General features: G+C 64.5%; 20 protein-coding genes and 1 pseudogene. 10 read left to right on the forward strand and 11 right to left on the reverse strand.

The window, feature by feature from the left end:
- The first annotated feature begins 86 nt into the window (after positions 1–86).
- From ABXS05_RS11390 to ABXS05_RS11405, 4 genes are read left to right on the forward strand one after another with little or no spacing between them, the layout of a single operon-like run.
- Positions 87–872 (forward strand): ImuA family protein, encoded by a 786-nt coding sequence (locus tag ABXS05_RS11390; protein WP_367623992.1) that lies wholly within the window; start codon positions 87–89, stop codon positions 870–872.
- The gene (locus ABXS05_RS11395; protein WP_367623993.1) at positions 787–2,505 is read left to right on the forward strand and encodes a Y-family DNA polymerase; all 1,719 of its coding nucleotides are present in this window, start codon (positions 787–789) and stop codon (positions 2,503–2,505) included. The genes ABXS05_RS11390 and ABXS05_RS11395 overlap by 86 nt, the downstream gene beginning before the upstream one ends.
- Positions 2,502–5,831: an error-prone DNA polymerase gene (locus ABXS05_RS11400; protein WP_367623994.1), complete on the forward strand. Its 3,330-nt coding sequence runs from the start codon at positions 2,502–2,504 to the stop codon at positions 5,829–5,831. The genes ABXS05_RS11395 and ABXS05_RS11400 overlap by 4 nt, the downstream gene beginning before the upstream one ends.
- A gap of 10 nt (positions 5,832–5,841) precedes the next feature.
- On the forward strand, positions 5,842–6,576 hold the full coding sequence (locus tag ABXS05_RS11405) for an endonuclease III domain-containing protein (RefSeq protein ID WP_367623995.1): 735 nt from the start codon (positions 5,842–5,844) through the stop codon (positions 6,574–6,576).
- A gap of 201 nt (positions 6,577–6,777) precedes the next feature.
- Here the strand turns inward: ABXS05_RS11405 and ABXS05_RS11410 are convergent, their stop codons facing one another.
- Positions 6,778–7,863, reverse strand: a complete 1,086-nt coding sequence (locus ABXS05_RS11410; protein ID WP_367623996.1) for a dipeptidase — start codon at positions 7,861–7,863, stop codon at positions 6,778–6,780.
- Between the two features lie 160 nt (positions 7,864–8,023).
- Positions 8,024–9,661 (reverse strand): glucose-6-phosphate isomerase, encoded by a 1,638-nt coding sequence (gene pgi / locus ABXS05_RS11415; RefSeq protein WP_311933293.1) that lies wholly within the window; start codon positions 9,659–9,661, stop codon positions 8,024–8,026.
- A gap of 98 nt (positions 9,662–9,759) precedes the next feature.
- Here pgi and ABXS05_RS11420 point away from each other — a divergent pair, with 98 nt between their 5' ends.
- From ABXS05_RS11420 to ABXS05_RS11430, 3 genes are all read left to right on the forward strand, one after another.
- A complete protein-coding gene (locus ABXS05_RS11420; protein ID WP_367623997.1) occupies positions 9,760–10,920 on the forward strand; it encodes a M20 aminoacylase family protein in 1,161 nt (386 codons plus the stop codon).
- Between the two features lie 70 nt (positions 10,921–10,990).
- Positions 10,991–13,072 carry a prolyl oligopeptidase family serine peptidase gene (locus ABXS05_RS11425; protein WP_367623998.1) on the forward strand — a complete coding sequence of 694 codons (2,082 nt, stop codon included), beginning with the start codon at positions 10,991–10,993 and terminating at the stop codon, positions 13,070–13,072.
- Positions 13,069–14,037, forward strand: coding sequence for a threo-3-hydroxy-L-aspartate ammonia-lyase (locus ABXS05_RS11430; protein ID WP_367623999.1), 969 nt, complete (start codon positions 13,069–13,071; stop codon positions 14,035–14,037). The genes ABXS05_RS11425 and ABXS05_RS11430 overlap by 4 nt, the downstream gene beginning before the upstream one ends.
- Before the next feature lie 41 nt (positions 14,038–14,078).
- Here ABXS05_RS11430 and ABXS05_RS11435 read toward each other — a convergent pair whose 3' ends face one another.
- On the reverse strand, positions 14,079–14,996 hold the full coding sequence (locus tag ABXS05_RS11435) for a LysR family transcriptional regulator (protein WP_367624000.1): 918 nt from the start codon (positions 14,994–14,996) through the stop codon (positions 14,079–14,081).
- A gap of 144 nt (positions 14,997–15,140) precedes the next feature.
- On the opposite strand from ABXS05_RS11435, the gene ABXS05_RS11440 reads away from it, so the two are divergent.
- The 3 genes from ABXS05_RS11440 (at position 15,141) to ABXS05_RS11450 (ending at position 18,284) form a co-directional block, all read left to right on the forward strand.
- A complete protein-coding gene (locus tag ABXS05_RS11440) occupies positions 15,141–16,127 on the forward strand; it encodes an aldo/keto reductase (RefSeq protein ID WP_367624001.1) in 987 nt (328 codons plus the stop codon).
- Between the two features lie 152 nt (positions 16,128–16,279).
- Complete coding sequence (locus ABXS05_RS11445; protein ID WP_367624002.1) at positions 16,280–17,470, forward strand: M23 family metallopeptidase; 1,191 nt, start codon at positions 16,280–16,282, stop codon at positions 17,468–17,470.
- A gap of 25 nt (positions 17,471–17,495) precedes the next feature.
- Complete coding sequence (locus ABXS05_RS11450; RefSeq protein WP_367624003.1) at positions 17,496–18,284, forward strand: bestrophin-like domain; 789 nt, start codon at positions 17,496–17,498, stop codon at positions 18,282–18,284.
- A gap of 24 nt (positions 18,285–18,308) precedes the next feature.
- Here ABXS05_RS11450 and ABXS05_RS11455 read toward each other — a convergent pair whose 3' ends face one another.
- The 8 genes and pseudogenes from ABXS05_RS11455 to ABXS05_RS11490 all read right to left on the reverse strand — a co-directional run bounded on the left by ABXS05_RS11455 (position 18,309) and on the right by ABXS05_RS11490 (position 25,324).
- Positions 18,309–18,752, reverse strand: coding sequence for a YiiD C-terminal domain-containing protein (locus ABXS05_RS11455; RefSeq protein WP_311933301.1), 444 nt, complete (start codon positions 18,750–18,752; stop codon positions 18,309–18,311).
- Positions 18,753–18,941: 189 nt separating this feature from the next.
- Positions 18,942–19,541, reverse strand: coding sequence for an ASCH domain-containing protein (locus tag ABXS05_RS11460; RefSeq protein WP_367624004.1), 600 nt, complete (start codon positions 19,539–19,541; stop codon positions 18,942–18,944).
- Between the two features lie 119 nt (positions 19,542–19,660).
- Complete coding sequence (locus ABXS05_RS11465; protein WP_367624005.1) at positions 19,661–20,902, reverse strand: Zn-dependent hydrolase; 1,242 nt, start codon at positions 20,900–20,902, stop codon at positions 19,661–19,663.
- A gap of 40 nt (positions 20,903–20,942) precedes the next feature.
- Positions 20,943–21,251: a hypothetical protein gene (locus ABXS05_RS11470; protein WP_367624006.1), complete on the reverse strand. Its 309-nt coding sequence runs from the start codon at positions 21,249–21,251 to the stop codon at positions 20,943–20,945.
- A gap of 18 nt (positions 21,252–21,269) precedes the next feature.
- A complete protein-coding gene (locus ABXS05_RS11475; RefSeq protein WP_367624007.1) occupies positions 21,270–21,866 on the reverse strand; it encodes a DUF1349 domain-containing protein in 597 nt (198 codons plus the stop codon).
- Positions 21,867–22,260: 394 nt separating this feature from the next.
- Positions 22,261–23,715 carry a dihydropyrimidinase gene (gene hydA, locus ABXS05_RS11480; RefSeq protein ID WP_367624008.1) on the reverse strand — a complete coding sequence of 485 codons (1,455 nt, stop codon included), beginning with the start codon at positions 23,713–23,715 and terminating at the stop codon, positions 22,261–22,263.
- A gap of 146 nt (positions 23,716–23,861) precedes the next feature.
- Positions 23,862–24,148, reverse strand: a pseudogene (locus ABXS05_RS11485) (GIY-YIG nuclease family protein).
- A 177-nt stretch (positions 24,149–24,325) separates the two neighbouring features.
- Complete coding sequence (locus ABXS05_RS11490; protein ID WP_322431144.1) at positions 24,326–25,324, reverse strand: ABC transporter substrate-binding protein; 999 nt, start codon at positions 25,322–25,324, stop codon at positions 24,326–24,328.
- Positions 25,325–25,342 lie beyond the last annotated feature (18 nt).

Raw genomic sequence — 25,342 nt, forward strand, 5'->3', positions numbered from 1 at the left:
TCTTTCCCGCCCCGATGGAGCGCGATCAAAGACTCTGCTTGAAATGTTCTTGTTTTGTTCTAGTCTGAGCGAAACGGATCATAGCCATGACGATACGCGTTCCCCCTCCTTCTGTCCTCGCCGGCCAACGAGCCGAGAAGCTGGCGGAATTGCGTGCCCTGCTGCCCCGGCTCGACCATGTGCATGCCGATGCCGGCGTGCTGCCTTTTGGCATCGGGGCGATCGACGCGCGCCTGCCGGGTGGCGGCCTCGCCTTGGACGGCCTGCATGAAATTGCGCCGCAAACCATTTTCGACAATGGCTGCGCACTGGGTTTCCTCGCCTCCCGCCTGTCCCTGCGCCAGGCCAAGGGCATGGTCTGGCTGGTGACCTCGCCGCGCGGCCTGGCCGGCCTCGGGCGGCTCTACGGCCACGGCCTCAACGCCCTCGGCCTCGACCCCGCCGGGCTCATCATGGCCGCGGCCGGCGACGAGACCGAGGCCGCCTGGGCCATGGAGGAAATCCTGCGCTCCGGCGCCGCCGCGGCGGTGGCAGCCGTGACGGGCGGCGGCATGGACGCCGCCACCAGCCGACGCCTCCAGCTCGCGGCAGCCTCCGCCCCCTGTCCTCTCTTCCTTCTGCGCCCGCCTTTGGCCGCGCCTTCCCTGGCCGCGATCACCCGCTGGCGCATCGGCGCGGCCGCCGGGCCGCGCGATCGTTTCGGCCTTCTCACCGCCTGGCGCTGGCACGTTCGGCTCGAGCGCAGCCGCAACGGGCAAAGCGGATCCTGGCTCATGGAGTATGACCATGCCTCGCATCGTCTCGATCTATCTGCCACGCTGGCCGATCCAGCGCTTTCTCGTCGCCCAGAGCAACGCGCCAAGGTCGCTTGATACGATCGATGCTCATTACCCCTTCGTCCTGACGGTCGATGCCGCCGGAGGCCCGCGCATTGCCGCCGCCAGCAAGCCGGCCGAGATCGAGGGCCTTGCCGCGGGCGGGCTGGTCGCCGATGCGAGAGCCAAGGTGCCGGGGCTGCAGACCCGCCCGGCCATGCCGGAGGCCGATGCCAGGGCCCTGCACCGGCTCGGCCTATGGGCGATGCGCTATACACCCTCCGTGGCTCTTTATCGCGAAGCTGACGGGGCCGACGGCCTGTTCCTCGACGTCACCGGCGCTAGCCATCTGGCGGGCGGCGAACAGGCCCTGCTCGCCGACATCGTCAAGCGCCTGCGCCATCTTCGCCTCGGCGCGCGCGTGGCGCTGGCCGACACACCCGGCGCGGCCTGGGCACTCTCCCGCTTCCATGCCCAGAACGGCACTGTCATCGCCGAGGACGGCGATCCCGGCCCGGTTCTTGCCGATCTGCCCTTGGCGGCCCTGCGCCTTGGCGAGGCAACGGTCCAGACCCTGCGCCGCCTCGGCTTCACCCGCATCGGCGATCTCATTGGCAAGCCGCGCGCCCCCTTCGCCGCGCGTTTCGATGCGATCCTGCTCAAGCGCCTCGACCAGGCCATGGGGCGGCGTGAGGAAGCCCTCGCCTTGATCGAGCCGCCGCCGCTCTATCATCGCAGCCGCCAGCTCCTCGAGCCGGTGGTGAGCCAGGCGGCCGTGGTGCATGTCGCCGCCCGCCTGATGCAGGACCTGGTTCCGGCCCTCGTCGCGGGCGGGGTGGCAGCACGCGCCTTGCAGTTGCGCCTGTTCCGGGTCGATGGCGAGGTGCGCACCATCCATATCGGCCTTGCCGCCGCCACGCGCGATCCGGCCCATATCGCCAGGCTGGTGGAGCTCGACCTGGAACGGCTGGGCGAGACCATCGATGCCGGCTTCGGCTTCGAGACCATCAGCCTGACCGCCACCGTCACCGAGAAATTCGGCCAGCGTCAGAGCCGCCTGTCCCTCAAGGAAGGACGCCGGGATGCGCCGCCGGCCGATGCCGCCGAACGCCGGGCCGAGTTGATCGACGCCCTCCGCCAGCGCCTCGGCCCCGGCAGCGTACAGCGGCTCCATCCCGTCGCCCGGCACGATCCGGCCTTTGCCGAGGAGGCACGCGATGCCGCCGATCCCGAGCCAACTTGGCCGGCGGCCGATGGCTCGCATCAGCGGCCGCCTCTGTTCCTCGACCAGCCCGAGCCCCTGCAGATTCTTGCGACCAGCCCGGAAGGCCTGCCCGACCATGTCCGTTGGCGTGGCTCGTCCCATCGCATCACCGCACTGCAGGGGCCGGAGCGCATCGCCGGTCCCTGGTGGGAAGCGGCTCCCCCGGCCCTGCCCGACAAGCCGGGCAAGGAGGAATATGGCTGGGGCAAGATGGGGGAGGAATCGCCTGCCCTCCCCGACAGCGAAAGCCCTAAGAGCCAGAAGCGCAACCGCTTCGAGGATGGGGAAGCCACGCGTGAGCGCGCTGTCCTGCTGCCCGCGCCGACCCGTCAGGACTATTACGTCGCCGAGACACAGAACGGCCAGCGCTTCTGGCTCTGCCATGACGGCCGGCAGAACTGGTCCCTGCGAGGGCTGCTGGCATGAGGTATGAAAGAGAGGCCTATAGCGGCCATGCCGTCATTCCCGGCAGGGCGAAAGACCAGGCGCTTCCTGCGGATTTGCCGGCCCCTGCCCCACCTGCCTATGCCGAATTGGCCGTCACCACCAATTTCTCCTTCCTGCGCGGCGCCTCCTTCCCGCAGGACATGGTGCGGCAGGCCCACAGGCTCGGCCTGGCCGGCATCGGCGTCGCCGACCGCAACTCCTTCGCCGGCGTGGTCAGGGCCCTGCGCGAAGCCAGGAAATATCCGTCCCTGCGCTATCTGCCCGGCGTGCGCCTCGTCACCGTGGATGGTTTCGAGGCCATCGCCTATCCCACCGACCGCGAGGCCTATGGCCGGCTCTGCCGCCTGCTCAGCGACAACAACAAGCGCATGGTGCGCGCGAAAGGCGAGTGCCAGTTCGGCTTCGAAGCCATTCTCGCCGCCTGCGAGGGGCAGAAGCTGATCGTGTTGCCGCCCGACACGCTCGATCCCCTCTTCGTCGCACGGGCAACCAGACTGGCCGAGGCCGCGCCAGGCTCCATCTATCTCGCCGGCAGCCACCGCCTCAAAGGCGACGAGCCCCGCCGCCTCGGCCTGATCGCCGAGCTGGGCGAGAGGATCGGCGCCCCGATGGTCGCCGTCAACGACGTGCTCTACCACGTGCCGGCCCAGCGGCCGCTTGCCGACATCCTCACCTGCATCCGCGAGAAATGCACCTTGGCCGAAGCCGGCTTGCGGCTCGAGGTCAACGAAGAGCGCCATATCAAGCCGTCCTCCGAGATGGCCGTTCTCTTCGCGGATCATCCCGATGCCCTGGCACGCACGCTCGAAATCGTCGAGGCTTGTAAGTTCGACTTGCGAAAGCTGCGTTACGAATACCCGAACGAACCTATTCCCCTTGGCAAGACTGCGCAGCAGCACCTGGAAGACCTGGCCTGGGCTGGCGCCAGAAAACGCTTCTCGAATAGAATACCGGAGAAAGTCGTCAACGCCGTTCGCGCGGAGCTTGCCCTGATCGCCAAGCTCGAATTCGCGCCCTATTTTCTGACCGTGCATGACATCGTCGATCATGCCCGCAATACCCTCAAAGTCCTCTGCCAAGGACGCGGTTCGGCCGCGAACAGCGCCGTTTGCTATTGCCTGGGCATCACCGAGGTTAATCCTGAAGAAACGGAACTGTTGTTTTCGCGTTTCATCTCTGAAAACCGCGGCGAGCCACCGGATATCGACGTCGATTTCGAGCATGAACGGCGCGAGGAAGTCATCCAGTACATTTATGATCGCTACAAACGTCATCGTGCGGCAATCTGCTCGACCGTCATTCATTACCGTTCCAGGCGGGCGGTGGGCGAAGTCGGCAAGGTATTAGGCCTGACGCCGGACGTGACGGCGGCGCTGTCGAAGACGGTCTGGGGCATGGGCATGCAGACCTGGACACCCAGTCGGGTGCGCCAGGCGGGCCTCGATCCCGACAATCCGGTGATCCGCCAGGCGCTGCATTTCACCGCCGCCCTCACCGGCTTTCCCCGCCATCTGTCGCAGCATGTCGGCGGCTTCGTGCTCACGCGCGAGAGGCTTGATGACACCGTGCCCGTCTGCCACGCCACAATGGCGGACCGTACCTTCGTCGAATGGGACAAGGACGACATCGACGAATTGGGAATGATGAAGGTCGATGTTCTGGCGCTCGGCATGCTGAGCTGCATCCGGCGCGGGCTTGACCTGCTCGAACGTCATTACGACCGGCGCCTCGGCGCGATCGCGGCCCTGCCCCGCGACGATGAGGCCACCTACGACATGCTGTGCAAAGCCGATTCCGTCGGCGTGTTTCAGGTCGAGAGCCGGGCGCAGATGTCGATGCTGCCGCGCCTGAAACCCCGGAAATTTTATCACCTCGTCATTGAGGTCGCGATCGTCCGCCCCGGCCCGATCCAGGGGGGTATGGTACACCCCTATCTCAGGCGGCGAGATGGTCTCGAACCCGTCATCTTTCCCTCACCTTCTCCCGAGTTCGGGAAAAAGGACGAGCTTGAGGACGTGCTGGGCCGCACGCTCGGCGTTCCCCTCTTCCAGGAACAGGCCATGGAGATCGCCATCAAGGCCGCCGGCTTCACGCCGGACGAGGCCGATGGCCTGAGACGCGCCATGGCGACCTTCCGGCACACCGGCACGATCGGCAACTACAAGGAGATGTTCATCGGCGGCATGGTGCGCCGCGGCTATGAACAGGCCTTCGCCGAGCGCTGCTTCAGCCAGATCGAGGGCTTCGGCGAATATGGTTTTCCCGAAAGCCATGCCGCCAGCTTTGCCGTGCTGGTCTATGTCTCCGCCTATATCAAATGCCACTATCCCGACGTCTTCTGCGCGGCCATCCTCAACAGCCAGCCCATGGGCTTCTACCAGCCGGCGCAGCTGGTGCGGGATGCCGAAAATCACGGCGTCGAGATCCGGCCCGTCGACGTCAATTACAGCGAATGGGACTGCACGCTGGAACCGGCCGGCGACCCCACCAAACACCGCTTTGCCGTGCGTCTGGGCATGCGGCTGGTCTCCGGGCTGAAGAAAGACGAGATCACGGCAATGGCCGGCCGGCGCGGCAACGGCTTTTCCAGCCTGGAGCGCTTCGGCACGGCAAGCGGCCTGCCATTGGCGGCGATGCAGAAACTGGCGGAGGCCGATGCCTTCCGTTCTCTCGGCCTGGACAGGCGCGAGGCGCTCTGGGCGGTGCGTCGCTTCGAGACCATCGGCATCGGCGCTACCAGGACGAGCCGGGACATGCCGCTGCTGGCCGCCGATTTCGACGATGCCCTGTTCCCCGAGCCCGCCGTCGCCCTGCCCGTGATGTCGCAGAGCGAGCATGTGCTGGAGGACTATCAGTCGACGGGCCTGTCGCTCAAGGCCCACCCCTGTTCCTTCCTGCGCCCGCAATTGCAGCATCTCGGCGCCATCACCAACGAGGCGCATCGCGAGGGTAAGTTCAAGCAGGACAGCCTCGTCACCGTCGCCGGCCTGGTGGTGACGCGCCAGCGCCCCGGGACGGCCAGCGGCGTCGTCTTCATGACCATCGAGGACGAGACCGGCATCGCCAACATCATCGTGTGGTCGCGAACCTTCGAAAGGAATCGCCGCGCGGTGATGAATGCCCGTTTCGTCGCCATACGCGGCCGGCTGCAGCGTGCCAGCGACGTGGTGCATGTCATCGCCGAGGAGGTGCTCGACCTCTCCGCCGAACTCGCGCGCCTGCGCGACATGTCGGATGGCGCTTCACCACCGCCGCCGCCAGCTCAGCTTGAACTCAGCCTGTTCAAGAGCCGGGATTTCCATTGAGGAATTGGGCATGCCTGCCATCCGGGAGCAGATCCAGCTCGGGCTCGATTTCGGCCGAGAGGAGCCCATTGCCGTGCTGCGCGAGCGCCTGCTCGCGGCCTACGGCCCGCAGCGCCACGCCCGGCGACACACGCCGCCCGAGCAATTCGTCAAGGCACTGATCAGCTCGGAGACCTATGATCGCGACTCCGAAAAGGACTTCCAGGCCCTGTGCGAGCATTTCCGTCCCCTCGACAGGCTGGGGCAGGCCGCCCCCCGCGAGGTGCTCACGCAGCTTGCCAACGTTACCCATCCCGAGAAGAAAGCCAGCCAGCTGGTGGCTTCGGTCGGTCGCATCGTCGAGCAGCGGGGACGCTTCGATCTCTCCCATCTCGCCGCGCTTTCAGTCGAAACCGGGATGGAGCTGCTCCAGCTTCATGACGGCATCGGCCCCAAATGCGCGGCGGCGGTGCTCAATTTCTCGACGCTCAGGCGGCGTGTCTTCGTGGTTGACCGGCACATCAGGCGTTTCGGCGAACGCTTCGGCCTGCTGCCCGACAATGCCAGCTTCACCAGGGCCCATCAGATCATGCTGCGCCTGATGCCGGCGAGCTGGGATGCCGACGACCTCTACGAACTGCACTGGCTGATCAAACGCTTCGGCCAGGAGGTCTGCACCAGCCAGCGTCCGCTCTGCTCGCGATGCGGGATGGCGGACCTGTGCCGGCATGGATCCGCCTTGGCATCAAAGATCCCGAGGCGATAGGTTCGATGCTGCCCTATGCCCTCGAAACCATGACGAATGAGACACAACTTCCTTCTCCCCTTGCGGGAGAAGGTGGCGCGTAGCGCCGGATGAGGGGTGTCAGTACATATCCCAAAAGGTCGCGGATCTCCCCTCATCCGCCCCTACGGGGCTCCTTCTCCCACAAGGGGAGAAGGATTCTCGCGCCTAATCCTGTAAATCTCAGGCCTGTCCCTGCGTCCGCTCCAGCAGCGACAACCAATTCTCATGGCCGATCTTGTGCAGCAGGGCCTGCGAATATCCCGCAGCGCGCATCCTCTCGATCAGGCGCGGCAGGCCGGCGACGCTGCCGATGGCGGCGGGGATCACCGCGCCGTCGAAGTCCGAACCGAAGGCGACGCCATCCTCGCCCAGACGCTCGACCAGGTAATCGAGATGGCGCACCATGACGTCGAGATCGGTATCCGCACGCATGGCGCCGTCCGGCCGCAGGAAGCAGGTTGCGAAATTGAGGCCGACGACACCGCGGCTCTCCCTGATGGCATCGAGCTGCCTGTCGGTGAGATTGCGCGTGGACTGGCACAAAGCGTGGACGTTGGAATGGGTGGCGACGAGCGGCGCCGTGCTCAACCCGGCAACGTCCCAGAAGCCCTTTTCGTTGAGATGCGAAAGGTCAATCATGATGCCGCGCTTGTTGCACTGCCTCACCAATTCGCGGCCGATCTCGGTCAGGCCGGGACCGGTATCCGGCGAGGCCGGGAAGCGGAAAGGCACGCCATGGGCGAAGATGTTGGGGCGGCTCCAGACCGGCCCGATCGAGCGCAGGCCGGCGGCGAAGAGCACGTCGAGGCTGGCGAAATCGGCATCGATCGCTTCCGCCCCCTCGATATGCAGGACGGCCGCGATCTTGCCGGCCGCCATGGCGGCACGGATCTCGGCGGCGCTTCGGCAGATGGCGACATCGTCGGGAAAGGCCCGTTCCAGTCGCAACATGATCGACAGCATGCCGACGGTCGAGGCCTGTGCCTTCTCCCAAGGCAGCAAGGGCGGCAGCGGCAGATCATAGCTCGCGCCCTTCATCTCCTCGTCCATATTGGTCGTCGAGGCCTGGGGAGGCGGGAACATTGCGAAGAAACCGCCGGCAAAACCGCCGGCGCGCGCCCGGGGCAGATCGATATGCCCGGCACCGTCGCCCTTACCGAACATCACCTCGGCCGATTTTGCCTTGCTGGAGGCTAGATGCAGCAACGTGTCGTTATGGCCATCGAAGACAGGGACGATGGCTGACGGTTCGACGGTCGGGTTCATGGGGCTGTCTTTCCAGGCCGGCAGCGCGATCATTCGGCCCGGGAGGGGCCGGCCTTCTCACCCAGGCGCTGCCACAAAGGATGCCTGAGAGAGAGCAAGCCCGGCCTTCGCGGCCGGGCCTGTTTAGTGGAGCGAATGTCGAGCGGGAGATCCTCTTCGATCAGCCCCGCAGCGACTTCAGATGGGCCACCAGCCCCTTGGTCGAGGCATCGAGCCCGTCGACGGTCGCGCCTTTCACCACCGGCAGCAGGCGCGAAGCGAGCTCCTTGCCGAGTTCCACGCCCCACTGGTCGAAGGAGTTGATGCCCCAGATCACGCCCTGCGTGAACACCTTGTGCTCGTAGAGCGCCACGAGGCGGCCGAGCATGCGCGGAGTGAGCTTGCGATAGGCGATGGTGGTGGTGGGGCGGCTGCCGGGGAATTCCTTGTGGGGAGCCAGAAGCGCGATCTTCTTGTCGTCGAGGCCCTGGGCCTTCAGCACCGCCGTCGCCTCCTCCTGCGAACGGCCATGCATCAGCGCTTCGGTCTGCGCCAGGCAGTTCGCCATCAGGATGGCGTGGTGATCACCCATGCCGGCTTCATGCGGCTCGGCCGCGATGAGGAAGTCGGCCGGGATCACATTGGTGCCCTGGTGGATGAGCTGGTAGAAGGCGTGCTGGCCGTTGGTGCCGGGTTCGCCCCAGACCAGGGGACCGGTTTCCGAGGTCACCGGCGAGCCGTCGAGATGCACGCGCTTGCCGTTGGATTCCATGTCGAGCTGCTGCAGATAGGCCGGGAAGCGCCCGAGCCGCTGGTCGTAGGGCAGCACGGCATGGGCGGCATAGCCCATGAAATTGCGATGCCAGATGCCGATCAGGCCCATCAGCACCGGGATGTTCTTCTCCAGCGGCGTGGTGGCGAAATGGTGGTCGACCTCATGGCCGCCGGCCAGGAATTCCGAGAAGTTCTCCGGCCCGACGGCGATCATCAGGCCGAGGCCGATGGCCGACCACATCGAATAGCGCCCACCGACCCAGTCCCAGAAACGGAACATCCGGTCCTTGTTGATGCCGAAGGCCTCGACCGCGACGATATTGGTGGAGATCGCCGCGAAATGGTCGCCCACCGCCGTCTCGCCCAGCGACTTGGCGATCCATTGCCGCGCCGACTGGGCGTTTGTCATGGTCTCGATGGTGGTGAAGGTCTTCGAGGAAACCAGGAACAGCGTACGCGAAGGGTCGAGCCGCGACAGGGTGTCCGCCATGTCGGCGCCGTCGACATTGGAGACGAAATGGGCACGCGGGCCGTCGGCATAGGGCGAGAGAGCGCGGGCGCCCATGGCCGGGCCGAGATCGGAGCCACCGATGCCGATATTGACCACGTCGGTGAATTTGTCGCCGGTGGCGCCACGCAGCTCGCCCGAGCGAATCTTCTCGGCGAAGGCGTAGCAGCGCGCCAGTTCCTCATGCACGTCGGGCACGACATTCTTGCCGTCAACCCGGATGTCGGCATCGGCGGGCGCGCGCAGGGCCGTGTGCAGCACCGCCCGCCCCTCGGTGGTGTTGATCTTGTCGCCCTTCAGCATCTCGTCCCGGCGGGTCTCGATGCAATGCGCCCGCGCCAGCTGCAGCAGCAGGGACAGCGTCTCGTCGGCGATGCGGTTCTTGGAAAAATCCACCAGCACGTCGTCGAGTGTGAAAGAGAACTTGGCGAATCGGTCGGGATCCGCGGCGAAAAGGTCGCGCGTCGTCGTCGAGGCCAATTTCTGTTTGTGGGCTTCGAGATCCTGCCAAACCTTTGCGGCCTGTGAATGCTCCATATCCGTTTCCCTTCCTCATTGTCCGAAGGCATGCCAAACTGCGGGGTGTGTTTGTCGCCCGGAGCGGGGGCATAAATCAATATTGGAACTGAAGGCATATGACGATTTCGGAAAGCATCAAGGCTCTGGCAACCGAGGCGACCGAATGGCGCCGTGACATTCATCGCCACCCGGAGTTGCTCTATGACGTCGAGCGCACGGCCGGGTTGGTGGCCGGGCTCCTGCGCGATTTCGGCTGTGACGAGGTCGTCGAGGGTATCGGCCGCACCGGCGTGGTCGGCGTGATCAGGGGGCGCCCCGGTTCGCGCAGCGTCGGCATGAGGGCCGATATGGATGCGCTGCCGATCCTGGAGGAGAGCGGCGTGCAATATGCCTCCACCGTGCCGGGCAAGATGCATGCCTGCGGCCATGACGGCCACACCGCCATGCTGCTGGGCGCAGCCAAGAACCTGGCCAGCACGCGCGATTTCAGCGGCAACGCCGTGGTGATCTTCCAACCAGCCGAAGAAGGCGGCGGCGGCGGCAAGGCCATGGTGGAGGACGGCCTGATGGAGCGCTTCGCCATCGAGGAAGTCTACGGCATGCACAATCTGCCGGGCCTGGCGCCCGGGCATTTTGCCATGTGCCACGGCCCGATCATGGCTTCCAGCGACACGTTCGACATCGACATCACCGGCCGGGGCGCCCATGCCGCCCGCCCGCATGAGAGCATCGATCCGGTGCTGGTCGCCGCCCAGATCGTCACGGCCCTGCAGGGCATCGTCTCGCGCAATGCCGATCCGCTCGACAGCGCGGTGATCTCGGTGACGACGATCCAGACCGGCGGGCCCTACAACGTCATTCCCTCCACCGCCCATCTGCACGGCACCTGTCGCGCCCTCACCGCCGGCATGCGCGCCTTGCTGGAGAAACGCTTGACCGAGGTCGCCGAACTGACAGCACAGGCCTTCGGCGCCAAGGCCAGGGTCACCTATCGGCACCAATATCCGGTGACGCGCAACCACGACGCCCAGACTGATTATTGCGGCGAGATTGCCCGCATGGTGGCAGGCTCTGCCGCTGTCGACACGGTCGCTCCGCCGATGATGGGGGCCGAGGACTTTTCCTACATGCTGGAGGCACGGCCCGGTGCCTTCATCTTCATCGGCAATGGCGACAGCGCCGGCCTGCACAACGCCGCCTATGATTTCAACGATGCCATCATCCCCGCCGGGATCAGCTATTGGACGCAACTGGCGCAAACACGGCTCGCCGGCTGAGAGCGCTGCCGTCTAACCGAAACCATCACTGACGACACGCCCAGGCTCCCTGTTTCAAGGAACGTTCCGCATGTCCGATCGCGTCTCCCGGCCGTCCCTGGCCGCGCCCGACGACGACCCTCATCTCTGGCTGGAGGATATCGAAGGCAAAGATGCTCTTGCCTGGGTCAACGAACGCTCGCAGGCAACCCTGGGCCGCTTCGGCACCGCCGGTTTCGAGCGCGATCGCGATGCCCTGGCCGCAATCCTCGATCGTCCCGACCGAATTCCGGGAATCGGCCGGCGCGGCGAGTTCGTCTATAATTTCTGGACGGATGCCACCAATCCGCGCGGCCTGTGGCGGCGGACCACCCTCGCTTCCTACCGGCAGGCGGAACCGGCCTGGGATGTCCTGCTCGATCTCGACGCCCTTGCCGCGGCTGAGGGCGAAGACTGGGTCTGGGCCGGAGCATCGCTCGAACCCCATGAGCGGCTGCGCGCCATCCTCAGCCTGTCGCGCGGCGGTGCCGATGCGGCCGTGCACCGCGAATTCGACCTTGCGACGCGGAGCTTCGTCCCTGACGGCTTCACGCTGCCGGAAGCCAAGGGCGGTATCGCCTGGCTCGACGCCGACACGTTGTTGCTTTCCAGTGCACTTGGCGAGGGCATGGCGACAACGTCGGGCTATGCGCGCACGGTGCGCCTGTGGCGGCGCGGCGAAGATCCCCTGAAGACAGCGATCGTCTTCGAGGTCGATCCCACCTCGATGTCCGTCTGGGCCGGCATCGACCGCACCGACGGCAGCGAACGCATCTGGTTCCTCGAAAAGCCCGTCTTCTTCGAGACGCGCGGCTGGCTCGGCGACAGGAACGGCCCGGGCGAGGCCATCGACCTGCCGGCCGATTCGCAATGGGACGTGTTCGGCGACTGGCTGGGGGTGAAGCTGCGCACGGCCTGGGCTCCCACCGATACCCGTTTTGCCGGCGACACCCTTCTCGGTATCTCCCTCTCCGCCTTCCGAGCGGGCAGCCGCGATTTTCAGATGCTGTTCGAACCGGCCGAGCGCCGCACCCTGGACGGCTTCTTCTGGAACCAGGGACAGCTCGTGCTGTCGATCCTCGACAATCTCCAGCCCCGCTTCGAGCTCGTTAGTCCCTCGCCCGAGACCTGGCGCAGGCACGCCATCGACGTGCTGCCCTCCACGGGCGTCGTGCATGTCTGGTCGCTCGACGCGGAGGAGGCCGACACCAATGGCGAGGTGATGGTGTCGCTGCAGGACCCGATTACTCCGCCGCAAATGCTACTGCTCGATGTGAGCAGGCCGGAGGCGGTGCAGAGCCCCCTCCTCCTCAAGCGCAGCCCCGACGCCTTCGACAGCAAGGGGCTCAAGGTCATCAAGCACGAGGCAGTCTCGGTCGACGGCGAGAAGATCCCCTATACGCTGGTCGGGCCTGCCGGCGAGACCGGCGAGGCACCGGTTCATCTCACGGCCTATGGCGGCTTCGGTGTTTCCGTCCTGCCCAGCTACAGCGCCTCGATCGGCAAGCTCTGGCTCGAACGGGGCGGCACCTCGGTCACTGCCAATATTCGCGGCGGTGGCGAGTTCGGCGCCCGCTGGCACGAGGCCGGCCGACGCGAAGGCAAGCATCTCGCCCATGAGGATTTTGCGGCGGTGGCTGCCGATCTGGTCCGTCGCGGCATCACCCAGCCGGCCAGGATCGCGGCGGAGGGCGGCTCCAATGGCGGCCTTCTCATCGCCAACATGCTCACTCGCCATCCCGAAAAGTTCGGCGCCCTGTTCTGCACCATCCCGCTGATCGACATGCGTCGCTACACCAAGCTCCTGGCGGGCGCGAGCTGGATCGACGAATATGGCGATCCGGACAAGCCGGAGGACTGGGCCTTCCTGCAGAAGATCTCGGCCTATCATGTCGCCGATGCCGGTTCCTATCCGCCCATCCTGCTGGCGACCACGCGCCGCGACGACAGGGTTCATCCCGCCCATGCCCGCAAGATGGCGGCGAAGCTGGAAGCGCTCGGCCATCGCGTACACTTCTACGAGCCCGAGGCCGGCGGCCACGGCTATGGCAAGGACAGCCGCGAGCGTGCGTCCTTCATCGCCCTGGGCTATGCCTTCCTGCGGCAGGCCATCAGCTGGGAGAGCCAAGCATGAGCGAACTGGTCCTGCCCGACTATGCCGATGTCGTCGCCGCTGCCGAGCGCATCCACGGCCATGCCCATCGCACGCCGGTGATGACCTCGCGGAGCTTCAACGAGGAGCTCGGCGCGCAGGTCTTCTTCAAATGCGAGAACCTGCAGCGCATGGGCGCCTTCAAGTTTCGCGGCGCCTTCAATGCCCTGTCGCGCTTCGACGACGAGCAGAAACGCAGGGGCGTGGTGACCTTTTCCTCCGGCAACCATGCCCAGGCGATCGCCCTTGCTGCCCGCATCCTCGGCATTCCTGCCACGATCATCATGCCGCACGATGCGCCGAAGGCGAAGGCCGAGGCCACCAAGGGCTATGGCGGCAAGATCATCTTCTATGATCGCTATACCGAAGACCGCGAGGTGATCGGGCGGAAACTGTCGCATGAACATGGCCTCATGCTGATTCCGCCCTACGACCACCCGGATGTGCTCTGCGGCCAAGGCACCGCAGCCAAGGAACTCTTCGAGGAGGTCGGCGAACTCGACGCCTTCTTCGTCTGCCTCGGTGGCGGCGGGTTGCTCGCCGGATCGGCGCTGGCGACGCGGGCCCTATCGCCCCATTGCCGGCTCTACGGCGTCGAACCCGAGGCTGGCAATGACGGCCAGCAATCCTTCCGCGCTGGCCGGATCGTCAGGATCGACACGCCCCGCACCATCGCCGACGGCGCCCAGACCCAATATCTGGGTGCCCACACCTTCCCGATCATCAAGCGCGATGTCGACGACATCCTCACCGTCTCGGATGCCGAACTCGTCGACTGCATGCGTTTCGCCGCCAGCCGCATGAAGCTCGTGATCGAGCCGACGGGCTGTCTCGGCTTTGCTGCCGCCCGCGCCATGAAGGCCGAACTCGCCGGCAAGCGTGTCGGCGTGCTGATCAGCGGCGGCAATGTCGATTTGGAGCGTTTTTGCGAATTGCTGGCGGAATAGGCCGGCTCTTGGTTCTTGGTTCTTGGTTCTTGGTTCTTGGCTCACGCCAGCCGGGTCATGCCGTTCTGCAGCCGGATGATGTTGATGAGGGTGCGCAAGGCCGGGTGATTGTGGCGTCGGCTCGAGTAATACATGTGGAAAGGATCGCCATCCGAAGCCTGGTCGTCGAGGACGATCTCCAGGCTGCCTTCCGCCACCTCTTCGGCGATCCGCGCTTCCAGGACATAGGCGAGGCCAAGCCCGGCCTTGGCGGCAATGATCGTGGTCGCCGTGTCGTTGAGGGTGATGAGGCCGGGGACGCGCAGCCGGCGCGCCGTCTCGCCGCTGCCGAGATCCCAGCGATAGGCGGTGTTGTCGCCCAGGAGCAGTTGCAGGCAGACATGGCCGGCGAGATCGTCCGGTGTCTGCGGTCGGCCATATTCCCTGAAATAGGCCGGGGAGCCGGCAACCACCCAGCGCTGGGGCCCTGTGAGCGGCACGGCAATCATGTCTTCCGGCACGTGATGGCCATAGCGCATGCCGGCATCATAGCCTTCGGCAACGATGTCGATGGGTCGGTCGTCCACCGCGACGGTCAGGCGGACATCCGGGCATTGGCGGGCGAATTCCGGCAAGGCCGGCGAGATCAACAGATGAGCGGCATCCCGGAACACGTTCAGGCGCAATTCGCCGAAACGTACGTTTCCGGGTGCCTCCAGCACCTCCAGGGCCGAGCCGATCACATCGAAGCCTTCTTCGAGGCGCTGCGCGAATTTCAGGCCGAGATCGGTCGGCGAAACAGCCCGGCTGGTGCGGTTGAGCAACTTGGCCCCGAGCCTGGCTTCGAGGCGCCGCATGGCGTGGCTGGCCGCCGACGGCGTCAGGCCGAGCTCGATGGCGGCCGTGGTGAAGCTGCGCCGGCGGACGATGGTCAGGAAGACGTTGAAATCGCCGAGATCGGTCCGCTCGAGAGCTGCCATCGATGAAAAAACTTCATTGCTTCTATGATTGTCATTCACACTAAACAAGGAGCGTTCGATCCACTCAAGTCCTATCCTGCCAACGAGATGCTGAAACACCGTCTGTCGCTCCCGCGGCGGCGCATGAAACGCAGGAATGGAACGATGAAGGAACGCCTGTTCGGCAAGACCGCGCGCAGTGTGTCGGAGATTGGTTTTGGTGCCTGGGCCATCGGTGGCTCCTGGGGCGATGTGCCGGATGGTGATGCGCGCGCCGCCCTGCATGCCGCGCTCGACGCCGGCACCACCTTCATCGATACCGCCGATGTCTATGGCGATGGCCGCTCGGAGCGCTTCATTGCCGAAGTGCTGAAGGAGCGTTCGGGTCCCCGCCCCTTCGTGGCGACCAAGGCCGGGCGCCGGCTCTCTCCCCACACCGCCGACGGCTACAACCGGGAAAACCTCACCGCTTTCGTCGAGCGCTCGCTGACGAACCTCGCCACCGATTGCCTCGACCTCGTGCAGCTTCACTGCCCTCCGACCGAGATCTATTACCGGCCCGAAGTGTTCGGCGTCCTGGATGACCTGGTGGCCGCCGGCAAGATCCGCAATTACGGCGTCTCCGTCGAGAAGGTGGAAGAGGCGCTGAAGGCGATCGAATATCCCGGCGTGGTCTCGGTCCAGATCATCTACAATATCTTCCGCCAGCGCCCGGCCGAGCTCTTCTTCCGGGAAGCCAAGCGGCGCAACATCGCGGTAATCGCGCGCGTGCCGCTCGCTTCCGGCATGCTGACCGGCAAGATGAGCGCCGCCAGCCAGTTCGCGGCCGACGATCACCGCGCCTATAACCGCAATGGCGAGGCCTTCGACAAGGGCGAGACCTTCTCGGGCGTACCCTATGATGTTGCTTTGGCAGCCGTGGAGGAGATCCGGCCGCTGGTACCCGATGGCATGACCCTATCGCAATTCGCGCTGGCCTGGATCCTGGCCAATGACGCCATCACCACCGTCATTCCCGGCGCCAAGAATGCGGCCCAGGCCACTGCAAATGCCGCGGCCAGCGACGTCCCGGCTCTCCCACCGGCGACGCTCGAAACACTGAAGAACCTTTACCAGCGTGAGATCGCCGGGTTCGTCCACCATTTGTGGTGAAGAAGACTGGCCGGGCGCCGTTCGACGGTGCCCGGCCGCTGCCTTCGCGGCGCGCCAAGCCCCCGAGATCGCTTGACAAGGGCTGAGGCAAATGCGGGACTGTGCCCACAGGTTCTGCCTTCCGGTGCGGGGCAGCCGGCGGGGCATTTCCTATGCGTTTCCAGTCGCTTCTCGTGGCGGTTGCAGGGCTTCTGGCTGTCACTGCCGCCATCGCCCAATCCCTCAAACCCGATGAGATCCTGAGCTCGGTCACCGTACAGCCGATCAGCGAGCCCAACTCGGTGCTCGGCGCCGATGGGCGCGTGCATCTCGCCTATGAATTGGTGATCAACAATCCCGGCAATGTGTTCGTACGGCTCGACAAGGTCGAGGCCGTCGACGACGCCGGCAAAAGCCTGTCCTCCCTTCAGGGCGAAGGACTGGCCAAGATGATGCATCTTTATGGCGGTAGGGATCGCCAGTTGCCGCCCGGCGGCACCGCCATCGTCTTCATGGATGTCGGCTTTGCCACGAACGACAAGCTGCCCCAGCATGTCTCCGCCCGTATCAACGCCTTCCGCGAAAATGAAGGCGCGGATGGCAAGCCCGTGCCGCTACCGGCGGATGCCCCCATCTCCGCACAGTACAGCTTCATCGGTGGAACGACGGCGATCGGTAAGCCGGCCGTGGTGGTCGAACCACCGTTGAGGGGCACCGGCTGGGTTGCCGCCGATGGCTGCTGCGACACCGTCACCGCCCATCGCGGCGCCGTCATGGCCGTGAACGGGCGCCTGCGCGTGCCCGAGCGCTTCGCCATCGACTGGATCAAGCTCGACGCCGGCAGCCGCCTGTTCACCGGCAACGCGCAGGATCCGGCCAGCTATTCCTTCTACGGTGCCGAAGTCCATGCGGCAGCCGATGGCGTGGTGGTCAATCTCTACGACCAGGCCGACGAGCAGGTCCCGAGCCAGCCGGCCCGCGGCATCGTCCCCGCCAATATCGGCGGCAACATGCTGGTGACCGACATCGGCAATGGGGCCTTTGCCTTCTATGCCCACCTGCAGCGCAGAAGCCTCAGGGTCAAGCTGGGCGAACGCGTGAAAGCCGGCCAGGTCATCGGCCTGGTCGGCAATACCGGCAATTCCACCGCTCCCCATCTGCACTTCCAGTTGATGGATGGCCCCTCGCCGCTCAATGCCAACAGCCTGCCCTTCGTGCTCACGCGCTTCTCCGGGCAGGGCGTGCTCGCGCCGGGGAACGAGGAGGAACTCGAGCAAGGCGCAGTGGCCCGGATCGAGCCACGCTGGCGCGGAGACCATGTCAATCAGCTCCCGCTGAACGACCAGGTCGTCGATTTTCACTAGGCTTCGTTCTCCCGGGGGGCGCCGCATGTTCATTCTGCTGCATCAGTTGTCACTGCCCGTCATGTTCGCAACGGTGCTGGTGATCTGCCTGGTGATCACCTGGATCGTCATCGGCCTCGTCCGCTTCGCCATTGCGAAAGGCGGCTACGCCGCCGACGAGGCGTTGCCCATCCGCGAATCGATCGTCGGTGTCTGCGCCACCATCTTCGGCCTGATGGTGGCCTTTTCGGCGGCGGGCCTGTGGGCCGATTCCCTCGCCGCCCGCAGCGCCGTCCAGCAGGAAGCCGATGCGATCGAGAACGTCCTGGTGCTTTCCGCCGGCCTTCCGGCCGATCTCCAGACCAGTGTCCGCGACGGCCTCAAGGCCTATGTGGCGCAGGTCGTCTCCGGCGATTGGCCCGCCATGGCCAATGGCGAGCGTATCGAAAGCCCGGTTTTCGATCGCTCGGGCGACATCCTCATCAATGCGATCGGGCTCGTTTCGCGCCAGAACGGAACCAATGCCCAGCCTGCCGCCTATCAGCCTTTGGTCAATCAATTACTGGCCGTGCGCCATGCGCGCCTGCTCCGGCTCTCGGCCTCGAATACCGGCATGAGTTGGGCGCAATGGATCGCGATCTGGATCATTTCGACGGTGACCGTCACGGCCATCGCCATCTGCAACAACCATGTCCCCCGCATGCAGATCCTCGCCACCCATATCTTCGTGGTGGTGGTGACAGCAGCCTATTTCGTCATCCTCGCGCATGACCGCCCGTTCATGGGGCAGATCTCGGTAAAGCCGACCGCGTTCCTGGCGGTCAACACCAATTGACGGCCGGCTGCGCTCCGGCCTGCCTCAACGGGCCAGAGCTGCGAAATCGCCCTTGAAACGGGCCGCGCAGCGACCGCCATAGTCGATCTCGGCCAGGACCGGGATGCGGGCCTTGCCCCTGCGCGCGAAGGTCTCGAGCATCGGCTCCCATTTGTCGGGTTCCGCCAGGACGGAGCGGGCCGAAAAATCGCCTTCCACCGGCGCCAGGTAATCCATGTGGACGGAACCGACGACGAGGCTGCAATCGAGCCCCTCGCTTCTCAGCTTGAGATGGGCAAGCGACCAGGCGGCGAGCGTGGCCAAAGTGGCGAGGCTGCCGCCGAAAGCCGTGCGGTGATGGTTGATATTGGCGGAAAGCGGGGCACCGAGCCGCACGGAATCCGGCCCGATTTCGAGAACCCGAACCTGCATGGCCTGTGTGAGCGGAATATTGCCATGGAGGTCGGCTTCAAGCTCGGCAGGCAGCAAGGCGGCCTCCTCTCAGAGAATTATTCCAACTCGCGTCGTGGCTGCTTCTTCCTGGGACCGCAGGCGTCCTCGCCTGCTCTTCCCATCCTGAAAGCGCGGCGCTTCCAAGAGCAGGCGAGGACGCCTGCGGTCCCAGGAGAGCCATTACCTCGACAGGTCCAAATTTGGAGACTTGATCACCCGCCCGCTCTATCGCTCGCCGACGATTTTCTCAAGCGCTTCCGGCCAATCGAGCAAAGCCCTCCCCCGCGGCGACAGGCGATAGCCGACCTGCAGGCTTTCGGTGAGGCCGAGGGCCTTGAGCTTGCGGATGTCAGCCTTGAGCGCGAGTTTCTCACAGCCGAGCCGGGCGGCAATCTCGGCGGCGGTGATGCCGTCCTGCCCGGCGATCAGGCCGAGCACGACGGTCGTCCACGGGCCGGCGCGATGGCTGCGGTCGAGCCTGGCGAGGGCGGCGCGCAGCATGCCGACATCAGCTTCATCGAGAACGGCTGCGTCGCGCAAGGCAATGCGCGGATCGTCCCCCATCCGATGGAAGGCAATGCGGTAGAGCTGCCGCTCCTGCCTCAGGTCGCGCCGGAGAGCCTCGATCGAAGCAAAGCCAGCCCTGATCGCCTCTTGGTCGCTGATGTCAGCGAGTTCGATCGCCTCCACCGCCTCGATGGCCAGGATACCGGCGGCGGTTGTCAACGTTCCCCCGGCGCGCACAGTCGGCCGGGTCCAGCACCGGAAGGCCAGCGTCACCTTGCCGGCGGCAATACCATCGAGCATGGCCTGCTTGAACAGCATCTCTATCGTGCTCCAACACGCCATCGAGGATCGGCGCAACCCGGAGCGCGGACTTCCAGTCCGCTCTTAGAAGCACAGAGCTTCGAGAAGAAAGAGGCGGACAAGATGTCCGCGCTCCGTCAGCCCGCCAGCCGCCGGTCGTGCTCGATCACGGCGTTGAGCAGCACCTGCGCGCCCGCTGCGCATTCGTCGAAGGAGGTCGACTCGGCCTCATTGTGGCTTAGGCCGCCCTCGCAGGGTACGAAGATCATGGTGGTCGGGGCGACACGGGCAATGTAGGCCGCGTCATGGCCGGCGCCCGACACCATGCGGCGCATGGCAAAGCCCGCTTTGTCGGCGCCGTGCTCGACGCATTCGATCAGCTCGGGCGCGAATTTCACCGCGGGCGAAATCCAGATGCGCTTTTCCTCATAGGCAAGCTTCATCGGCGGCAGTGCAGCCTCGAGGGCAGCCCGGAATTCCCGCTCCATCACTTCCAGCACCTCCTCGTCGGGATGGCGCAGATCGACGGTAAAGAAGACCTCGCCCGGCACCACGTTGCGGCTGTTGGGCTTGTTCTCGATCAAGCCGACGGTGGCCACGCCCGGCTGGTGCTTCTGGCCGATGGCGTCGATCGCCTCGATGATACGGGCGGCACCCAGCAGCGCATTCTTGCGCAGATACATCGGCGTGGCGCCGGTATGGGCATCCTGCCCTGTCACCGTGACCTCGTACCAGCGCATGCCCTGCACGCCGGTGACCACGCCGATCATCGTCTTCTCGTCCTCGAGGATCGGGCCCTGTTCGATATGAAGCTCGAACATCGCCTGGAACTTGTGGGCGCCGGCCTTCTCTGTGCCGCGATAGCCGATGCGCTCCAATTCGTCCTTGAAGCTGATGCCGTCGCGGTCGAGGCGCTCATAGGCGTAGTCGGGCGTGAACACGCCGGCAAACACGCCCGAGGCCAGCATAGCCGGGGCAAAGCGGGAGCCTTCCTCATTGGTCCAGTTGATGATCTCGACGGGGGCATTGGTCTCATAACCCTGCTCGTGCAGGGTGCGCATCGCTTCCAGCGCGCCGAGCACGCCGAGCACGCCATCGAACTTGCCGCCGGTGGGCTGGGTATCGAGATGCGAGCCCATGGCGATCGGCGGCAATTCGTTGTTCCTGCCGGGGCGCACCGCGAACATGTTGCCGACTTCGTCGACGCTCACCGTGCAGCCGAGCGCCTCGCATTGCGCCTTGAACCAGTCGCGAACTTGCCTGTCCTCGTCCGACAGGGTCAGACGCTTGATGCCGCCCTTGGCCGTGCCGCCGAACTTGGCGGTTTCCATCAGGCTGTCCCACAAGCGCTGCGGATTGATGTTGAGATTGGTGAGCATGGTGAGGCCTTTCTGAAGAAAACGGGCAGTTGTTCAATGCTTAGTCCGAGACGGCGGCCAAACGGCCGAAGATCCCACCAGCGGAGATCCAACCATTGATACCCCCTCGGTTGTTGCCGATCTGGAATTGACCGTCTCTAACGGCCTTTATGAGGTGCAGGTATTGCGCGCCGCGCACACGACACAGGACAATATCCCCTTCGACGAGCAGGGCATGGTCGGCAATCGGAACGACGGTGCAGAGTTGACCGCTAGCGATTTTGCCTTTCATCGAAGCGCCGCGCGGACGAAATTGAACCGTCTCACCAGCCTGTAGTCGCTCGATATATCGGGTGGCCCAAGACACCATTCTCTCCTTTCCGGGTGATCATGAGAGATCGTGAAGCGCCTTGCCGTTGGGCTGAGACAGGCGGAAATCCGAGAAGGAAACGGCGAGACCCGATCGTTCCGGCGTGCAGCACATCGGGCCGACCTGATAGGATGCCGCCTTCGGAAACGGCGCCAGCCGCACCAGCGGCCAGACTAGCCCGTCCGTCGAATATTGCAGCCTGATTACCCCGTCTGCGACGGTGAGGCGCAGGCGAAAATCGCCGGGATTGCCCGGAAAGGGGCCGGTCGCCCAATCCGACTGCCCCACGGTCAGCACGCTGCCGAGCATGGGCGCGTCGTCATTATATTCGATGCCGGCCTTCAGCCAGGTCTCGTCATCGAACCGGACCATCAGGCCGGCCTGGTCATAGAGTGTCTCGAAGCGGGCCTGAACGCGCAATTCCGCGGTGAAATCGCCGCCGCTGTCGAGATGGAAGAAATGGCCGCTATGACGGGTGAAGCCGTAATGGGTCTTGCGCCAGAAATCGGTGGCCTCGCCGGTCACGACCTCCAGGCGATCGCCGGCCAGCGACCAGGACGGCGGCTCGTTGAGCCAGCGGCCTTGCTGGAGGGAAGGAACGACATCGGTCGACATGGCATAATTCTCAATTGCATAAAAGCAGGTGATCTCACCTTAACTCCCAGCCTTCTTTTCCTTTGAGCTTGTTAATTTTCCCTTCTTCTTGCAGTTGCTGCCCAGCCCAACGCATCGCGTACTGCCAAGTATAAAACAAATCCCCAGAAGACCGGAGATCGCTCTCATGATTATCCCACATGTGCTTGCATATACGAGCTATTCGAGCTTTAGATCCTAGATCCCTCAGCGCATCGATTATCCATAATTTCAGATCGTCCTGCGTAGCCATCTCTCACCTTAAATGAGCGCCAATACATTTCCCTCGAACACCAAATACCCAACATTCAAAGGATCTTTTTCAACCTATCTAGAAACGTTAGACTTGGAAAAGATGGTTCTGAAGGCTCTCTTCCTACGGCGTCACCTCGATGCGCGAGACCGGCCGAGGCTTGCTGAACTCCTTCCAGGTGGCATTGGCCACTGCGCTTGCCGGGAATGGGTCGCGCTGGATGAAGGCCCCGTCGCCCTTCTGGAGCTGGATCTGCTTGTCTCGCCATGCGACGCGACCGCGCGACAGAGTGACAACAGGCAGGCCGGTGCATTCATAGCCCTCGAACACATTGTATTCGACGCGGCTGAGCTGGGTCTTGGCCCGGATGGTCTTGGTAGCCGCCGGATCCCAGATGGTGAGATCGGCATCCGAACCGACCGCAATCGCTCCCTTGCGGGGATAGATGTTGAGGATGCGGGCGATGTTGGTGGAGGTCACCGCCACGAATTCCTCCTTGGTGAGGCGGCCAGTCTTGACGCCCGCCGTCCACAGCACCGGCATGCGGTCTTCGAGCCCACCGGTGCCATTGGGGATCTTGCGGAAATCCCCGAGGCCCATGCGCTTCTGCTCGGCGGTGAAGGCGCAGTGGTCGGTCGCCACCACCTGGAGGGAACCAGAGGCGAGGCCCGCCCACAGTGAATCCTGGTGCGACTTGTTGCGGAAGGGCGGCGACATCACCCGGCGGGCGGCGTAGTCCCAGTCCTTGTTCTGGTATTCGCTGTCGTCGAGCACGAGATGCTGGATCAGAGGCTCGCCATAGACGCGCTTGCCGGCCGCGCGGGCCCGCGCGATCGCCTCGTGGCTGTCACGGCAGGAGGTGTGCACGACATAGAGCTGGCTGCCTGCCATGTCGGCGATCATGATGGCGCGATTGGTCGCCTCGCCTTCCACCTCCGGCGGGCGCGAATAGGCGTGCCCCTCCGGCCCGGTGACACCCTGGTCGATATAATGCTGCTGCAGGCGGAAGACGATGTCGCCATTCTCCGCATGCACCAGCGGCAAGGCACCGAGGCCGGCGCAGCGGCTGAAGGAATGGAACAGCTCGTCATCATTCACCATCAGCGCGCCCTTATAGGCGAGGAAGTGCTTGAAGGTGTTGATGCCGTAGGTCTTCACCACGGTATCCATCTCGTCGAAAACCTGCTTGTCCCACCAGGTGATTGCCATGTGGAAGGAGTGGTCGGCGACCGCCTTCTCGGCTTTGTGGCGCCATTCCTGATAGGCCGCCAGCAGCGACTGGCCGGGCGCGGGCAGGCAGAAATCCACCACCATGGTGGTGCCGCCGGACAAGGCGGCGCTGGTACCGGATTCGAAATCGTCGGCCGACACGGTACCCATGAACGGCATTTCGAGATGCGTGTGCGGGTCGATGCCGCCCGGCAAAACGAAGCAGCCATCGGCATCGATGATTTCGGTCCCCGCCGGCGCCGACAGCTTCGGACCGATCGCCAAAATGGTTTCGCCGTCGATCAGCACATCGGCCTGTTTGGAATGATCGTGGTTCACCACGACACCGCCACGGATCAGGATCGGCATAATAGTCCTCCCTATACAATATTCACGCGCCGCGCTTTGTCATCACCGGGCTTGACCCGGTGATCCAGGTTCCGCCCGGAGAACTGGATGCCCGAGTCAAGCCCGGGCATGACAAAGGTCGAGTTTTTCGACTCGAACGCGAACCTCTAGATCAAATGCAGATCGAGATCGTCCCACTCGGGATTCAGATCCTCGATCAGTTTCAGCTTCCAGGCTCTCGGCCAATGCTTGATGTTTTTTCGCGCTGTATGGCATTGCCGACATAGCGATGCTCCTCATACCAAACGAGGAGGTTCACATCATATTGCGCCGTGAACCCGGAAAATGACTTCTCCTTGTGCTCATGGACCCTACGCGGCAAATCCGTCATGCCCACATAGAGCGTACCGTTACGCTTGCTCGCCATCAGATAGACCCAGTAGCGATGCCGCATGCTGGTATTTTCCTGGCCCAGCAAAACTCCACCCTTGTCATGCTCGGGCTTGACCCGGGCATCCAGTTCTTCACGCCGACACGATGCCCTTGGCACCCGCTGGATCGCCACCGGATCAAGTCCGGTGGGGTCAAGTCCGGTGATGACAAAGCGCAGTGCCTTACGAATACGCTTTCCTCACAGCTTCTTCATCGCGTCGGTGACCGCCGAGCTCCAGCCGCCCACGGGCGCCTTGGTGATGGCCGGGCTGTCGCCGCCGGCCCCGAGCAGCGTCTTGACGGTACCTTCCGCCGCAGCCGGATCGAGCGTGCCGTCGGAGCCTTCCGTCAGCTTGTTGACCTCGGCGATCATGTGGGTCTGGTGCACCTCGGTCTGGGCGCCGGAGGCATCGTTGTCGAGCACGATCTTCACGGCCTCGTCCGGATGGGCCCTGGCATACTCCCAGCCCTTCATCGAGGCCTTGACGAACTTGGCCATGGTCTCGACGAATTTCGGATCCTTGAGGCGATCCTCCATCACATAGAGCCCATCCTCGAGCACCGCCACGCCCTGGTCGGTGTAGTTGAAGACGGTCAGATCCTCGGCCTTCACGCCGGCCTCGATGACCTGCCAATATTCGTTATAGGTCATGGTGGAGATGCAGTCGGCCTGCTTCTGCAGGAGCGGATCGACGTTGAAGCCCTGCTTGATCACCTTGACGCCGTCGGCCGAGCCGTCGAGCTTGAGGCCGAGCTTGCCCATGAAGGCGTTGAACGGATATTCGTTGCCGTAGAACCAGACGCCCAGCGTCTTGCCCTTGAAATCGGCCGGCGTCTTGACGCCGGATTCCTTGCGGCAGGTCAGCTGCAGGCCGGAGCGCTTGAAGGGCTGGGCGATGTTGACGAGACCGACGCCCTTCTCGCGGGCGGCCAGCGCTGCCGGCATCCAGTCGACGATCACATCGGCCTGCTTGTTGGCGATCACCGTTTCCGGCGCGATATCGGGACCACCTGGCGCCACGGTGACGTCGAGGTCGGCCTCCTTGTAGAACCCCTTGTCCTTGGCCACGAGATAGCCGGCGAACTGCCCCTGGACCACCCATTTGAGCTGCAGCGTGACCTTGTCGGCCGCCTGCGCCGCGCTGATCGCGCCAAGCCCGAGCGCGAAAGCGACGCCGGCCAGTAGTGCCTTCTTCATTCCGTCCACTCCTCTGTT

Source organism: Labrys neptuniae (genome assembly GCF_040797145.1).
Taxonomy (GTDB): domain Bacteria; phylum Pseudomonadota; class Alphaproteobacteria; order Rhizobiales; family Labraceae; genus Labrys; species Labrys neptuniae.